General features: G+C 36.5%; 10 protein-coding genes, 1 tRNA gene and 1 rRNA gene. 7 read left to right on the forward strand and 5 right to left on the reverse strand.

The annotated features are described in order from the left end of the window. Positions 1–93, forward strand: a 5S ribosomal RNA gene (gene rrf, locus ACLCDL_RS07325); the annotation flags it as partial. Positions 94–235: 142 nt separating this feature from the next. Next, positions 236–1,852: a S8 family peptidase gene (locus ACLCDL_RS07330; protein WP_423147633.1), complete on the forward strand. Its 1,617-nt coding sequence runs from the start codon at positions 236–238 to the stop codon at positions 1,850–1,852. Positions 1,853–1,929: 77 nt separating this feature from the next. Here ACLCDL_RS07330 and ACLCDL_RS07335 read toward each other — a convergent pair whose 3' ends face one another. Beyond that, a complete protein-coding gene (locus ACLCDL_RS07335; RefSeq protein ID WP_423147634.1) occupies positions 1,930–5,676 on the reverse strand; it encodes a BamA/TamA family outer membrane protein in 3,747 nt (1,248 codons plus the stop codon). Then, positions 5,666–6,505, reverse strand: coding sequence for an SdiA-regulated domain-containing protein (locus ACLCDL_RS07340; protein ID WP_423147635.1), 840 nt, complete (start codon positions 6,503–6,505; stop codon positions 5,666–5,668). The genes ACLCDL_RS07335 and ACLCDL_RS07340 overlap by 11 nt, the downstream gene beginning before the upstream one ends. Positions 6,506–6,645: 140 nt before the next feature. On the opposite strand from ACLCDL_RS07340, the gene ACLCDL_RS07345 reads away from it, so the two are divergent. Further along, entirely contained in the window at positions 6,646–7,854 is a 1,209-nt protein-coding gene (locus tag ACLCDL_RS07345) for a Pycsar system effector family protein (protein ID WP_423147636.1), read from the forward strand. On the opposite strand, the gene ACLCDL_RS07350 is transcribed toward ACLCDL_RS07345, so the two are convergent. Next, complete coding sequence (locus ACLCDL_RS07350; RefSeq protein WP_423147637.1) at positions 7,842–8,468, reverse strand: DUF2652 domain-containing protein; 627 nt, start codon at positions 8,466–8,468, stop codon at positions 7,842–7,844. The genes ACLCDL_RS07345 and ACLCDL_RS07350 overlap by 13 nt on opposite strands. Before the next feature lie 737 nt (positions 8,469–9,205). Here ACLCDL_RS07350 and ACLCDL_RS07355 point away from each other — a divergent pair. Further along, complete coding sequence (locus ACLCDL_RS07355; protein ID WP_423147638.1) at positions 9,206–9,517, forward strand: EthD family reductase; 312 nt, start codon at positions 9,206–9,208, stop codon at positions 9,515–9,517. A gap of 264 nt (positions 9,518–9,781) precedes the next feature. On the opposite strand, the gene ACLCDL_RS07360 is transcribed toward ACLCDL_RS07355, so the two are convergent. Beyond that, positions 9,782–9,855 (reverse strand) — tRNA-Met (locus ACLCDL_RS07360). After that, on the reverse strand, positions 9,826–9,954 hold the full coding sequence (locus ACLCDL_RS07365) for a hypothetical protein (RefSeq protein ID WP_423147639.1): 129 nt from the start codon (positions 9,952–9,954) through the stop codon (positions 9,826–9,828). The genes ACLCDL_RS07360 and ACLCDL_RS07365 overlap by 30 nt, the downstream gene beginning before the upstream one ends. A 95-nt stretch (positions 9,955–10,049) precedes the next feature. Here ACLCDL_RS07365 and ACLCDL_RS07370 point away from each other — a divergent pair, with 95 nt between their 5' ends. The 3 genes from ACLCDL_RS07370 (at position 10,050) to ACLCDL_RS07380 (ending at position 13,160) form a co-directional block, all read left to right on the forward strand. Next, on the forward strand, positions 10,050–10,430 hold the full coding sequence (locus ACLCDL_RS07370) for an START-like domain-containing protein (protein WP_423147640.1): 381 nt from the start codon (positions 10,050–10,052) through the stop codon (positions 10,428–10,430). 27 nt (positions 10,431–10,457) lie between these two features. Beyond that, complete coding sequence (locus ACLCDL_RS07375; RefSeq protein WP_423147641.1) at positions 10,458–11,882, forward strand: LptF/LptG family permease; 1,425 nt, start codon at positions 10,458–10,460, stop codon at positions 11,880–11,882. A gap of 63 nt (positions 11,883–11,945) precedes the next feature. Beyond that, on the forward strand, positions 11,946–13,160 hold the full coding sequence (locus tag ACLCDL_RS07380) for a bifunctional 3,4-dihydroxy-2-butanone-4-phosphate synthase/GTP cyclohydrolase II (RefSeq protein WP_423147642.1): 1,215 nt from the start codon (positions 11,946–11,948) through the stop codon (positions 13,158–13,160). Positions 13,161–13,163 lie beyond the last annotated feature (3 nt).

Genomic DNA, 13,163 nt, shown 5'->3' on the forward strand with positions numbered 1-13,163 from the left:
GTGTCCACCTCTTCCCATTCCGAACAGAGAAGTTAAGCCCGCCAGAGCCGATGGTACTGCGGTAACACGTGGGAGAGTAGGTCGGTGCCAAATTTTACTCCTTTAGCCCTTCATTTTAAATGAAGGGCTTTTTTATTTTAAAATAATCCTTTATTTGTAATATTCTTATTGCCGATTAAACGGATCAATCTTAAATAAGTCTCTTTACGTTAATTAGAATTATTAATTAAAATTTATGAATATAAAAATTAGAGAATTTATAGGTTTTCTTTTATTGGCTGCTTTGCCATTATTCTCAGTAGCACAGGATGAAAAGAGGCCACCTGCAAACTGGCAAAACCTGGATTTACCAAGTAATGGAGTATTTGGAATTAGCACAGAGAAGGCTTACTCCTTATTAAAGGGAAAGAAAAGTGTTCCGGTCGTAGTAGCTGTTATTGATGGTGGGGTAGATGAAGAACATGAAGATATAAAAAACGTTATCTGGATAAATTCAAAAGAAGTTGCTGGTAATAAAAAAGATGACGATAAAAATGGCTATGCAGACGATATTAACGGATGGAACTTTATAGGATCGGACATTGGTAATGTGCATTACGATAATCTGGAAGTAACAAGGCTGGTAAGAAAGCTTCGTCCAAAATATGCTTCAGTAGTGAATTCAACTCCTTTAGACAGTGCAGAAAGGAAAGAGTTTAATTTTTATAAACGTTTGGTTGAAGATTATATCAATAGTTATCAGAATGCAAAGAACGGAAGTGAGTTCTATACTAATCTAAAGAAATATACTGATCAGATAGTTGAAAAAATCGGTAAAAAGGAACCTTCACTGGCGGATTTCGAAAATTATAAAACCGAGGATGCAAATGAAAGTAAAGCCTTGAAGGTAATTAAATCAGAGTTGAAAAAGGATAAGACTTTTAAAGAGTTTTATGATGACCTGAAAGAAGGTGTTGAATATTTTAATACCCAGGTTAATTATGGTTATAATCTTGACTTTAATCCTAGGGATACAGTAGGAGACAACTATGCCAACAGCTTGGAAAGATTTTATGGTAATAATGACATTACCGGCCCTGATGCAGATCATGGGACGCATGTAGCCGGAATTATAGCGGCTTCAAGAAGTAACAATATAGGTGTAAAAGGGGTTGCTGATAACGTGAAAATTATGGGTGTACGAGCAGTTCCTAATGGTGATGAACGTGACAAGGACGTTGCTAATGCTATTCGTTATGCAGCTGATAATGGAGCAAAAGTAATCAATATGAGTTTTGGGAAGTCTTACTCCTGGGATAAAGCTATTGTTGATAGTGCGGTAAGATATGCAATGTCTAAGGACGTTTTACTGGTTCATGCAGCCGGAAACGAAAGTAAAAATATCGACAAAGAGCCTAATTATCCTAATCGCTATTACCAGGATTCTACTGGTTTGACAATGGGTACTGCAGCTGCGTGGATTGAAGTAGGTGCTTCAGATTTTACAAATGACGAAAACCTAGTAGCGTCGTTTTCCAATTATGGAGCGAAGTCTGTTGATGTGTTTGCCCCCGGCGTTAAAATTAATTCTACTGTTCCAGGTTCAAAGTATAAGGAAAATGATGGTACAAGTATGGCTTCTCCGGTAGTGGCTGGCCTCGCTGCTTTGATCCGGTCTTATTATCCTTCTCTGAGTGCTGTGGAGGTGAAGAATATTATCCTGCAATCTGTTACCAAAGTGGACCACAAGGTGAAAATTAAAGAAGAAGGAGACTCTAAAAAAGTAAATTTCGATGAAGTTTGTATATCAGGAGGTATTGTGAATGCTTATAATGCAATTCAACTTGCAGAAAAACAAGCGAAAAAGAAATAGAATAACTTTGGCTTCCATAAAAAAAGACCGGCATTAAAAATGCTGGTCTTTTTTTAATATTCCTGATTACTTTATTACTAAAAAGTGATTCCTGTTTTCAATCGTATGTAGCTTCCTTCTTTAGAAAAACCATAAGAGGAAGATACCAGTAACAGGTTATAGAGTTTAAACCATACACCTGGCCCATATCCAGTATGCCACATATTCCCTTCTGGATTATCTGAAAAAACTCTTCCCGCATCAAAAAAGCCAAATACCCCAAGGTTCCCGGTAAGGAAATAATTCCGGATATTGGTTACTTTAAATCGGAGTTCTGTATTTTGGAACAGGAATGATCTTCCACTGAAACGATTATTTCGATAACCCCGTAAAAAGGTATTCCCTCCCAGAGAATTAGACTGGAAAAATTTATAATCACCTACATTAGTAGCTGCACCTAAACGTATAGCCGCCGTTACCGGGATGCTTGTATTAGGTGTCGCGTAAAATGATAGGGTGCTGGATAATTGTAAAAAGTTGTAATTGTTGTTTTTTAATTCTTTAAAGTAATTTGCTTCATTTTTCCATCTTACACCGGAAGTAGGAAAAATGGCGTTGTCAACAAAATCAATATCAGTAAAGAACCTAAGAGTTCCAAAGTGGGATGCTGCGCTTATTTCAGACTGTTCAGGAAATGCAGGATCACTTACAAATCTGTTTTCAGGCTTTTCTACTTTGTAATATTCGAATCCCGGCCCCATACCTATTTTAAAGGCACTCGTAAATCGATGCTGAATGTAAGAGGTGATACTTAGGTTTTTGCTTCTTACTCTGTAATACTCCTTATTATCGCCGATATTTAAAGACGAATTTCCTTGTCCATAATAACTAAAAGTATATTTAGGTCCGTTAAGAGTGGCGTTAAGAGCAAGATCTGTGTTTCTTGAAAAGAGTGAAAAAATAGTTCCTTTATAATTAATTGTATATGCATTTGTTTTGGGGGCATAAATGCCAGATATACTTTGAATGTAGCTTGCAGGTTCTTTCTTAAAACCGAAATGTGTTATGGAATATCCGCCTCCCAGAAATATACCGTCTTCAGAATTGTAATCTACCGCGGGAGTAATAGAACGCTGGTCGTATTTTACAGAATTAACATCGTATTCGTTTACCCAACTTTTATCTGATAAAATGGTAGCAGTATTGGCTCCTTTTTTAATCTCGTTATTTTCGCTTTTACTGTCATAAATCAATACTCTTTTGCCTGTATTGGATGAATCGGTTATTAAATCATTACCCGGCCCCCCTACAATCCTGATCTTGAGAGGAGTTGTGCCTCTTTTGATTATCACACTGTCTTTTCCAGATAAAGCATATATATTTATCGCAGAGGTTTCTTTTGGCAGGAATGTTCGTTCATAGAGTTTATCTGTTATTTTCTTATCTTTTATCTTAAAAACAGATACAATTATACTATCCTTAAAAGGTGTTATTTTGAAGAACTCCTTTTTGTCAGATCCTGCAATAGTTACTTCTCTCGACAGATATGCATAATAGTTCATCGCTGCTTCCTGTAATTGATCTCTTCGCGATTTTAGCTTATCAACCAGTTCTTCGCCTGAAATTTCATATACTTCTTCAGGTAAATGTCCTACAGCTTTCTGAATTATACTGTCACTTAGTTCTTTCTGAAGTTCTCCACTGATTCTTTCCCAGTCCTGCCTGCTTAATTTATTTAAGAGATTTCTGTCAAGATTCCTTGCCGATTTTGATAAATTGACTACATCTTTTATCTCATAAGAAAAAGATTGGAAATCAGGAATGACGAGATTCATTAATTTCGGAAGTACTCCATCAAATTTAGAAAATGCCTGATCTCTGTCCCGGGGAATAGGCTTGTAAATTGATCCTTTGTCTTTTTTGAACTCAGCCCATCGCCATTGATCTTCGTGGCGATCCCAATCTCCTATGAGAATATCCAGCAAACGTGCTTTTAAAAACATTTGCTGATCAACTTCATTGTCATTATCGTCTTTTAATTTTTCATAGAGCTTATTTGTACTGATCGCATTTTTTGCGTTGCCAAAAGAGTTAAAGTCCGACACATCATCGTCTGGTCGGGCTTCAATAATTCCAAGTTTTCCTCCCACATCTTGTAGATAAGGGCCTAATAAACGACTAAAAGGCATATATACTAATTGAGGATTTGTATGATAAATGCCAATAGCTTTTGCTAAATCAGGCACAACTAAAGCTCCGTAAGGATGAGCAGATGAAATTTGATCCTGGAAAAAATCTTCAGCAAAAGTTTTTAGGAATCCTTCGGGAAGCAATGTTGAAGGATCTTTATTAATAGTTCGAAACTGATAGATATTACCATCTTTGCCTTTGAGCTGAAGTGATGTGGTTTGCTTGCCTCCGCCTATTTTGACAGGAGTTAAACCTCCGGCAAAATTAGCCAGATCTAAATATTCAGCTTTAACCGGAACTGCCCACGAAGCTCTGTAATGTTCCCCAAAAAGCCTTTCTTTAAACGGGCTTGCTTTGTATTCTTTGCCTGCGGCAATAGTCTTTACACTGTCACTATAATTTGTTTTTAATTCTTCCTGAACTTCTGAAGGCTTTTGCGGAGGAATAGCATACAATGGACTTCTGAATACCAGAGTTCCTTTCGATCCGTCATTATCAGGTTCCCAGAATTCTACCCAAACCTGTCCGTTTTTATAATAATTCAGCCGGGCAAAACCTTTTGTTCCGTGTGTAAATAGTGCACCGTTGCCTTTAACAAGCGAGCTGCGTTTGCTACCGGCTCCACTAATTATATGAGTTAAATCGTTGTACTTGTTTAGCTGTAAAGCATGTTCGTGCCCTGCCGCTATCACTACGTTTTTCTCGTTCTGCAGAATTGATAATAATCCCCTTTTTAGTTGTTGATAATCTTTATTCGAAATGTCTTCCCTTGAAATACCGTACTGCCGCATTAATGGATAAACAGAGCCAATAACAGGCAGTGGAATCCATAAATTATCCCTTACCAGTGTGAGGGGGAAAATATAATCTTTAAGAGAAAAATATCCTCCATGAGTGCCGTTACTAAAAAGCGGATGATGCTGTGCAAATAGAATGTTTTTGCCTTTATTCCTGTCAAGAATGTCTTTTACCTGCCTGATAACTTCTAATCTGCTGCCTGCAGTGCATCCATTATCAGGAGCTACAGGTTTTTTATATTTATAAAGCCACCACTCTGTATCAAGTACGATGATAACAAGATTTTTATTTAATTGGATCTCTACCGGGCCGGGGCAACCATTACTGGGCAGGAAAACATCATTAGAATCAAGGTAGGCTTCTATAAAGGCTTCTTCTCTATTTACTGCAGCAAGCCCCTGAGGTTTCATTTCATTCCAATCGTGATTACCGGGGACAAAAATGCTTTTTCCTTTAAAGTTCTTAACAACTTTCATTTGTTCAATTATCCGTCGTTCTTTTTCTTTACGGTCTGCTGCATCTGATTCCGGTAATCCTGATTCATAAATATTGTCCCCAAGGAAGATTACCACATCCTGTGAGCGGGAATTGTTGAGAGATAAGGTATCAGAAATTGAATCGGTATTGAAAATTTTTTGCTGAAGTAATTTCAGTGTTGGCTCTTGCCTTGCAGCATCGGGTTTGCCAACATCTCCAACTAAAAAGACCGAATAATTAAGCAGGTTAGAATCGGGCGGATTAGCGCTGGCCCAGTTTCGCTGGCTTTTATCGTAAAAAGGTTTGGTGCTTGTGCAGGCAGCTGCAATTGCAAGGAAAAAAAGTAAACAAATAAATTCTACCGGCTTTTTAATTTTCATGTTTCAGCTTAATGATATTTGCTTTTTTGTCTCTTCCTTCATTTGAAACGAATAATTCTCCGTTTGGGTTGAAGCTGATTCCTTCCGGCTGAATAAATTCTTTTCCTTTCAATTCTATGATCCGTTGCAATTGCCCCTGTGAATTTAGAACAGCAATCAGGTTGTTTAACGATGAAAGAACGTATACATTTTTATTTTGCGGGTTAATTGTTATTGCAGATGGCCTGAATACTTCATTCAGATTTTTATTCCCAAACGCTTTCAAGAATTTTTTAGAGCTTTCTTCAATGGCGTCTCCCTTAAAATAATTCTCAATCTCTTTTAATCTGATAGCATAAACAGGGGTTGTGCTAAGCTGTTTCGTCTTAAGATCGAAAGCATAGATTTCTTTATCTTCGTCGTTATCAATTCCTTCATCTTTAGAAGCAAGTAACAGGCGGTTATGCACTGAATCATATGCCAAGCCCTCGATGTTGTTTTTTTCAGATAGCGGTGTCTTATAAATTTTTACCTCCGGATTCTGTGATTTATAATTAATTATTTGGAAAAGTTTTCCATCACTGCTTATAACGTAAGCATCTGCTTGTACAATTACTACATCTTCGTAATCACCCTTACCGGCAAACTTTCTCTTGTCAGTGATTTTTTCCTCTGATAGATTATAAAAATATAAAGTACCTTCTTCGTCCTGTACGGCAAGCAGGTTTTCCTGATCAATAAACGATATTCCAGAAATTTCTTTCAGGTCGGATGGCAGCTTAAATAGCTGATAATCTGGTTCTTCTTTCTTTTCTTTTTCGGCTTTTTTGGATCTTTTATCTGAGTTCATGCAAGAAGTTGTACCGGCAATAAATAATGGGAGTAACAAAAACAATAAAAATCTGTTCATTGTGTGTAATTAAATAATGTATAAGATAACAGACGGCTGGGTTCATAGTTTTTATTTAACATTAAACAGTTTTAGCTTGCATGAAAAACAATAATCCCATACTAAAAAATGCTTCCGCTTATGTTTTTAATCTTTTTAAAGAAAAGTTAAATGGTGAGTATGTATATCACAGTTACCGGCACACTGCAGATACGGTAAAAGCCTGTAAAGAATTGGCAGAAAGTTATAACCTGTCAAGCAGGGAATATGAAGTTTTAATGCTTGCGGCCTGGTTCCACGACACAGGTTATACTGACTGTTACAATGGCCATGAGGAGAAAAGTGTAGCTATATTAAAAGATTACTTGCAGGGGGAATACCGTACCGAAGATTTAGCCGAAATAGAAGCACTGATTCTCTCGACGAAATTTAATTCAAAAATTGAAGGGAAATTGCAGGAAATACTACATGACGCAGATTATATAAATATTGGTAAAAAGAAGTTTAGTGAAAGGGCAGAGTTGCTTAGGATAGAGTGGGAGCAGATTTTGGATAAAAAATTTTCAGATTCGGAATGGGCAGAAGAGCAGTTGAACTTTCTGATTGGTACCACCTTTAAAACAGAAGCTGCAATTTTAAATTATAACACGCAGCGTGAAATTAATATCCGAGAGCAGAGGAATAAAGTTGAGGAGTTGAAAATTGCCGACCAAAAACAGAAAGCGAAAATTGCGGTAAAAGAAGAATCGAAGCCAAAGAAAGAAGGACGTGGTATTGAAACTCTTTACCGTTCGGTATATGCCTATCATATTAATTTAAGTTCGCTTGCTGATAATAAAGCAAACATTATGATAAGCATTAATACAATTATTATTTCCCTGATAATTACGCTGTTTGGTTCAGGTTATACTTTTTCTTCAAACGACGGTGAGTTTGAGAGTATAAGATTCGTTTTTCCAATGGTTATTCTGCTTTTTTCAAGCCTTACGGCTGTTGTTTTTGCAATTCTTTCTGCAAGGCCAACAGTTACATCGAAAGAGAAATATGATTTAAATAATAAAAAAAGCAGCGTTCTTTTCTTTGGAAATTTCTCTCAGCTACAGCTGGATGAATTTGTGAGTAGGATAAAAGCCTTAAAGAAGGAAAAGGAAGAATTGTACGACAGCATGTCGATTGACATTTACAGTTTAGGGGCAGTTCTATTGAAAAAGTACCGGCTTTTGACCTGGTCGTATAATATTTTTATGGGAGGACTGATTTTAAGTGCTGTTGGATTTATTATTCTGATGATAGTTTCTTATGACGCCTGAGAATAACGGGTATTATCAACCGGCAAATATTCATAATGAATCTTGCCGATATGTTCGTATTCTTCCACTCCCTTTTTTATTTCAATAGCAGAAAAGATAGCAGGAAGGTTATGCTTAATCGTTTTCTTTAAATAATTCTCCGACAGCAGAATGTATTCATCTTCAACTACATTGTTTTTAAGGAGCCTATGAGCAACAATGACATCCTCCCCGATTAGTTTTATATGCCCCTTAATTTTCGTTTTTGAAATTTTTCCGTAATGAATAATGATTTTCAGGCCAATATTTCCTGATGAGAAATACTTAGTGTAATTGTCGGGGTCTGTCATCCGGATACGTTCAATATAGCCGTAGAAATTTTTGTAAAATAGATCGCATTGTTTTGCTACCATCTTAATTGAAGGTAATCTTCCCGTTCTATAAAAAAAGATGGCATCTCCTTCAATTTCGGCTACGTCCATTTTTAGAATGTTGGCGCTGATTAGTTTTGACAGCAAGGCAGGAATAAAGTTTTTGCTGAAATTGATATCAGCAGTAGCAATAAATCTTGTAAAGCCACTTATGTCAGGAACACAAAAAAAAGAAGGTATGATTTCATCTTTCAAACCCATCATCAAAAATTTAATATAATAGCCCTTTAAAGACGCTTAAAATATTGAATTAGTTTTAAATGGATTGGAAAATAGGGGATAGGTTGTTGAAAGTGCCCTTCTGGAATAAAAATCAACAGCAGTCATGAAGAACGCGGTCATGTACAATTACAAATGTCATCCATAACACGATTAGGATTGATAGTACATTAATAATTGTGCTGATTGTGTAATAATTTCTTTGAAAATCAGTGGACTTACTGATAATTTTTTTGATGTAAAATTTAGAAGCAATTGGAATCAGGGTTACTAACAATAACACAATAATTCCAGGATAAAAACCTGTAATTGTGATTCCAATAATACTTAGTACCGCTATCGTAAGGGTTAATATCAGGGACATAGAGGTAACAGTACTAAATGTTTTTGTTCCCATTTTGATAATAATTTAAGTTTTTAAAATTGTTTGTAATTAAAAGTAGTAAAAAGTACTTTTAATTACAAAGTTAATTGTGGATTTTGTCAGAGGTATTGAACAGTGAAAATTTTAAAATATTTAAGATTTGATTAGATGACTACAAGTTGAAAGTAATTGTAGACGGTAAACTAAGGCCAAATTATTTTAATATGCTTATCTGTATTCTTTTATTAAGGTAAAAATGTTTGTCCAAATAGACCTCTATAAAGTCTATTTTACACTCACTTTAAAGTAATGCATACACGTATGTTTGTATTATATAAACAATTTAATAATAATTGAGATGGCAAAAATGACTGTGATTTACAAAATACCTAAGGATAAAGAATTTTTTGAAAGACATTATTTTGATGTACACGTTCCATTAGCGAAACAATTACCCGGTTTGATCAAGTATGAAATAAATGATGGCCCAATTGTCTCAGCTACTGGACATTCAGAAACTTATCGTATAGCCAACTTGTATTTTGATACTCTTGATACAATGATGAATGCTTTTCGTTCAGAAATTGGACAAAAATGTGCTGCTGACAGAAAAATTTTAGCAAATAATGAAGATGTACAGATTTATTTGTATGAAACAAAAAACGTTTAATGGGCTAAAGTTTAGTTCCAAAAAAAAAATAAAAAAAAGTGAGGATTGACAAGTCTCTAACTTGGTATCATTTTCTTTCCTGCACGGACACCTTTTTCAAAAAGTGGTGATTCCATTTTTTTCTGAATTTTCTCAAGTTTATAGTTAAAGTTTATTTAAAAGCTGGTCTTTTTCCCCATTTTTGGGATGAAAGCGCTTTTGACGCATCTGTTGGCGAACAAGATGGGGATAAACGAAAAAAGCCGCATGGAGCGGCTTCTGAGGTAGCGGGGAGCAGGATCGAACTGCCGACCTTAGGGTTATGAATCCTACGCTCTAACCATCTGAGCTACCCCGCCAATTATATTGATCTTTTTACAGGAATTTATGCCGTTAGCTAAACTGAATATATCCTGTCCCTTCAAGGCAGCGGTTGGAACTGCTGAGTTACACGCCATCTTTTTAAAAGAGTTTGCAAATATAGTTTAAATTACTTTTCTTTAGAAAGAAAAGTTAAAAAACCTGTATAGGGGGTAGAAAAGGAACACAAAGAATGTCAGAAAAGAAAAAATTCCATTTAGAATATGAAATAAAATCATCTCCAAGAATATTGTTTAGTTTTTTAAATGAACCAAATGCCCTGGCCCAATGGTTTGCCGATGACGTAAGTTACAGGGATCAGGTTTATACCTTTACCTGGGATGGAGAAGAACATAAGGCTAAGCTTTTATCAGTTAAAGAGAATAAACTGGTGAAATTTAAATGGCTTGAAGATGAGCCTCACTGCTATTTCGAAATGGAAATTATACAGGATGAGCTTACCAATGATGTTGCCCTTGCAATAACTGATTTTGCAACAGAAGATTCATGGAACGACCGGAAACTGATCTGGGATAACCAAATCGAATATTTAATAAGTGTTCTGGGCGCTTAAAGGGAAATTTATCCCTAATTTTGTGATGTGAAAAAGATATACCTGCTGGTAATAAAAGCCTTTATCAGACCTTTTTTCGTTACCTTTTTTATCGTAATGTTCATTTTGTTGATGTTATTTTTATTCAAATACATCGACGATCTGATTGGTAAAGGTTTTGAATGGACCGTTATCCTGGAGCTTTTGTGGTATGCTTCTGCCACCAACGTTGCTATGGCACTACCACTCGCAATGCTGTTGTCTTCTATTATGACCTTTGGCAGCCTGGGAGAAAATTATGAACTTGTTGCTATTAAATCTGCCGGAATTTCTCTTCAAAAGGCCATGATGCCTCTTGTTATCCTTGTTGGAGGATTAAGTATAGGAGCTTTCTTTTTTTCGAATTATATGTTGCCCATTGCGAGTCTGAAAATGGGTTCTCTGTTATACGATGTCAGAAATCAGAAAGCTACTTTTTTAATTGAGGAAGGAGTATTTAATAATAGTTTTCCCGGTTATTCAATTCGGGTAGAGAAAAAAGACCCGGATGGGCAAACACTTCATAACGTGGTGATTTATGATCATAATACCGCAAGCGGTAGTAATGTTTTAATTGCAAAGGAAGGCAGGATGTATAAAACCGAGGATGAGCAGTTCCTGGTACTACGTTTAAAAGATGGGATACGATATGAAGAATCTGAAGGGGAAAAGGGATATAATCCGCGTGAGCGACTACTGCGGTATCGGTTTAAAGAAACAGAACAGAAGTTTGACCTTTCAGGCTTTAAGCTTCAAAGAACTGATGAGAGCCTGTTTAAAAGCAACTACGCGATGCTCAATCTAAAACAGCTGGATTATTATAAAGATTCAATAAAAACACAGCTGGATAGTACGAACAGATCCACCTTTAATACGATTAAAAGAAGTTTTAGGGTCATTTCTTCTCCTTCTCCTAGGATTGAAAACCCTAAGATTAAAACAGAGGATTTTAAAAAAAGTGTATTGGAACTCATACCCAGAACTTCCAGGATGTCCACAATTTCAAATGCACGTTCCGTAGTTAATAACCTGGAGTCGAATTTAACTTCATTGGGTGCTGTAACCGATGATTACAAAACCCGCATCAGAAGGTATGTGATTGAGTACCAGCGTAAATTTACACTTTCAGTTTCCTGCCTGATTCTTTTTTCAATAGGGGCTCCTTTAGGGGCTATAATAAGAAAAGGCGGTTTAGGATTGCCTGTTGTAATGTCTATCATCTTTTTTCTTATCTATCATATCATTTCAACTATTGGCGAAAAATCTGCTAAAGAGGGCTCATTGTCTCCTGTCTTCGGCATGTGGATCGCTATTATTGCCCTTGCACCGCTTGGTATGTTCCTTACTTACAAAGCAACGGTAGATTCTTCACTGTTTGATCTCGATTATTACAAGCAGCTTCTTTTCCGGTTCTTTAAAAGAAAGAAGAAATAGTCCTGATTTTACATACAGATTATCCTAATTATGATAATAGGAAGTAATTTTGTTCACTCAACAATGGAAATTAATCTTAATACAATAGAAGAAGCGCTTGAAGAAATCAAGGCAGGTAAAGTAATAATTGTAGTGGATGACGAAGATCGTGAGAATGAAGGCGATTTTGTAACGGCAGCCCGTAATGCAACTCCCGAAGTGATTAATTTTATGGCTACTCATGGCCGCGGCTTAATTTGTGCACCTCTTACTGAAGAAAGGTGTGATGAATTAAAGCTTGATTTAATGGTAGGAAATAATACCGCTCTTCATGAAACTAATTTTACCGTATCTGTTGATCTGATAGGTAATGGATGTACTACTGGTATATCCGCTTCAGACAGGTCGAAAACAATAAAAGCATTAGTAGATTCTTCAACTACTCCTGAAGATCTGGGCCGTCCGGGCCATATCTTCCCATTAAGAGCTAAGGAAGGAGGAGTTCTACGGCGTTCGGGTCATACTGAAGCGGTAGTAGATCTGGCTCGTTTAGCCGGAATGGAATCAGCCGGAGTTCTTGTGGAAATAATGAAAGAAGACGGAGAAATGGCCCGCCTTCCGGATTTACTTGAAATTGCAGAACGCTTTAATCTCAAGATCATTTCTATAAAAGACCTTATTTCATATCGCTTACGCACCGAATCACTTATAAAGAAGGAAGTGGCTGTAAAACTTCCCACTCAATGGGGAGATTTTGAAATGGTGGCCTATACCCAAACCAATACAGGCGATCATCACCTTGCCTTAATAAAAGGCAATTGGGAGCCGGATGAGCCGATATTAGTACGAGTGCATAGTTCGTGTGTTACCGGAGATATTTTCGGTTCCTGCCGGTGCGATTGCGGTCCGCAATTACACAAAGCAATGGAAATGATCGAGGCAGAAGGAAAGGGTGTAATTATTTATATGAACCAGGAAGGCCGTGGTATAGGTTTGATTAATAAATTGCATGCCTATAACCTGCAGGAAAACGGCTTTGATACCGTAGATGCGAATTTGCAGCTTGGTTTTAAAATGGATCAGCGGGATTACGGTATTGGTGCACAGATTTTAAGAAACCTGGGGATTAAAAAAATGCGTTTATTGTCTAACAATCCAACAAAACGTGCAGGCCTTAATGGCTATGGTATTGAAATAGTTGATAATGTGCCGATAGAAATACGCTCTAATAAACACAACGAACTGTATTTAAAAACGAAACGCGATAGAATGGGGCATTCTATTATGAAGAATTCGTAACCA

The organism is Rubrilithobacter danxiaensis (assembly GCF_047272945.1).
GTDB classification, from domain to species: Bacteria; Bacteroidota; Bacteroidia; order Sphingobacteriales; family Sphingobacteriaceae; genus Rubrolithibacter; species Rubrolithibacter danxiaensis.

Excerpts from the sequence above, each read along its gene's own strand:
- ACLCDL_RS07330 (WP_423147633.1), top strand. The coding sequence starts at position 236 with ATGAATATAAAAATTAGAGAATTTATAGGTTTTCTTTTATTGGCTGCT.
- ACLCDL_RS07335 (WP_423147634.1), bottom strand. The coding sequence starts at position 5,676 with ATGAAAATTAAAAAGCCGGTAGAATTTATTTGTTTACTTTTTTTCCTT.
- ACLCDL_RS07340 (WP_423147635.1), bottom strand. The coding sequence starts at position 6,505 with ATGAACTCAGATAAAAGATCCAAAAAAGCCGAAAAAGAAAAGAAAGAA.
- ACLCDL_RS07345 (WP_423147636.1), top strand. The coding sequence starts at position 6,646 with ATGAAAAACAATAATCCCATACTAAAAAATGCTTCCGCTTATGTTTTT.
- ACLCDL_RS07350 (WP_423147637.1), bottom strand. The coding sequence starts at position 8,468 with ATGATGGGTTTGAAAGATGAAATCATACCTTCTTTTTTTTGTGTTCCT.
- ACLCDL_RS07355 (WP_423147638.1), top strand. The coding sequence starts at position 9,206 with ATGGCAAAAATGACTGTGATTTACAAAATACCTAAGGATAAAGAATTT.
- ACLCDL_RS07365 (WP_423147639.1), bottom strand. The coding sequence starts at position 9,954 with ATGGCGTGTAACTCAGCAGTTCCAACCGCTGCCTTGAAGGGACAGGAT.
- ACLCDL_RS07370 (WP_423147640.1), top strand. The coding sequence starts at position 10,050 with ATGTCAGAAAAGAAAAAATTCCATTTAGAATATGAAATAAAATCATCT.
- ACLCDL_RS07380 (WP_423147642.1), top strand. The coding sequence starts at position 11,946 with ATGGAAATTAATCTTAATACAATAGAAGAAGCGCTTGAAGAAATCAAG.